The organism is Roseomonas rosulenta (assembly GCF_016106005.1).
In the GTDB taxonomy this organism is placed as follows: Bacteria; Pseudomonadota; Alphaproteobacteria; order Acetobacterales; family Acetobacteraceae; genus Neoroseomonas; species Neoroseomonas rosulenta.
The window spans coordinates 1-2,013 of the sequence record NZ_JACADR010000465.1 but is presented as its reverse complement, the minus strand read 5'-3'; the positions used below and the strand labels follow the sequence as shown (position 1 = coordinate 2,013).

General features: G+C 73.5%; 1 protein-coding gene. It reads right to left on the bottom strand.

What is annotated here, in order from left to right; genetic code table 11:
- Window positions 1-327 precede the first annotated feature (327 nt).
- Window positions 328-2,013: stimulus-sensing domain-containing protein (locus HW578_RS25860; RefSeq protein ID WP_255529144.1), on the bottom strand; the 1,686-nt coding region annotated here is incomplete at its 5' end.

The following is a 2,013-nucleotide window of genomic DNA, read 5'->3' as shown; positions in this document are numbered from 1 at the left end:
GGAAGGAGGCGGGACTGCGAAGGGCGCGAGCGGGGCATCGGAGGGAAGGACGGGGGAAAGGGCGGCGGCGGGGGGCCAGCCCCCCGCCCCCCGCTGGGAGGCAACCGCCTCCCAGACCCTGGGTCAAAGGGCGGGCGGGGAGGAGGGGCACGGCGTGCCCGTCGTGTCAGCCGAACCGACGAGGCCCTCCTCCCCACCAGCCCCTCACTCACCGCGGGTCCGGGGGCACGTATGCCACCGGCGTAGGGACCCATTGCAGATGCAAAGCATCTGCAATGGGAGCCCGCGAGGGTTCGGGAGGGCAGAGCCGTCCCGATCGCGCCCGTGTCACCCCGCCGGCAGCCGCACCACGAAGCGCGCGCCCAGGATCTTGCCGGCCGCGTCGCGCCGGTTCTCAGCCGAGATCGTGCCGCGCAGCCCCTCGACGATCTGCTTGCTGATCGACAGGCCGAGGCCGGAGTGCTGGCCGAAGCGTTCGCCGCGCGGGCGTTCGGAATAGAAGCGTTCGAAGATGCTCTCGAGCTTCTGTTCCGGGATGCCCGGGCCTTCGTCCTCGATCGCGACCTCGGCCATGGTGCCGACGAGGCGCGCGCGCACCCAGACATGCCCGAGCGCCGGGCTGAAGGACAGCGCATTGCCGAGCAGGTTGCGGAAGACCTGCACGATGCGGCCCTCGACGCCGCGTACCACCATCGGGCCCGGCGGGGCGTCCAGCACCACCTGCGGGTCGTCCTCCTTGCGGGTCGCCTGGTGCAGCTCGGCCAGGGCGGAGAGGATCGGCGCGATGTCCACCGGCGTGGAGATCGTGCGCGAGAGTTCCGCATCGACGCGCGAGCTGTCCGAGATGTCGCCGATCAGCCGGTCCATGCGCACCGCATCCTCGGCGATGATGGCGAGAAGGCGGTTCCGGCTCTCGGGGTTCTCGACGCGGCGCAGGGTTTCGAGCGCGCTGCGCACCGAGGTCAGCGGGTTGCGCAGTTCGTGCGCGACGTCGGCGGCGAAGCGTTCATTGGCGTCGATGCGCGCCCAGAGCGCGCGGGCGGAATTCTGCAGGTCGCGGGCGAGCACGCCGATCTCGTCGTTGCGTGCCAGCAGCGGGTCGGGGACCGACTGCTCGCGCCCCTCGCCCTCACGGATGCGCTGGGTGGCGCGGGCCAGGTCGAGCATCGGCGCGGCGATGGTGCGCGCCAGGTAGAAGGAAAGCATCACCGTCAGCACCAGCGCCGTGCCGAACAGCAGCAGCACCGAGGCACGGATCTGGAACAGGCGCTCATCCACCTCGCGCGCCTCGCGCGTCAGTAGCACGATGCCGACGGACTGCCCGCCGCGGCGTGCGGGCTCGGCCACGCTGACCAGCAAGCGGCCATCGCCGGTGCGGCGGATATAGGGGCGCACGCCGCCTTCGAGCGCCAGGCGCAGTTCCTCCCTTCGGTCGGGGCCGAGGTCCGGCTGCCAGTCGAAATCCGGCGCCTCGGGCCCGACATCCACCGCGACGCCGCCGCTGCCCCCGCCGCCGCGCAGCCCGGCGGGCAGCACGCCGGCGAGGCGGTCGTACACGCCGGCGACGGTGGAGGTGAGCGCGCCGCGAGGCTCGGGCGGCGGCAGGGGTTCGCTCACCACCGCGCCGCCGGGGCCTTCGCGCACGCGGCTGTCGGCCACCATCAGCCCGGTGTTGTCGAACAGACGCGCCTGGGTGTTGGGCGAGGGTTCGACCAGGCGGCGCAGCAGCGGGCGGGCGGCTTCGGGCACCAGCACCGCGCGCTCGCCATCGAGGCGCACGGCGGCCTCGGCGATGCCGCCGGCGTAGATGCGCGCCTGGGTGCGCAGCGACTCGACCTCGGCGGCAAGCAGCCCGTTCTGGTACTGGTCGAGATAGAGCAGCGAGGCCGCAAGCAGCGCCGGCGGCACGGCGTTGACCAGCAGGATGCGGCGCAGCAGGGGCGAGAACCGCCGGCGCGGCGGGCGCGGCGCCGCGGCCGCGGAGGCACCGGCGGCCTTGCCCTCCGGGCCCGC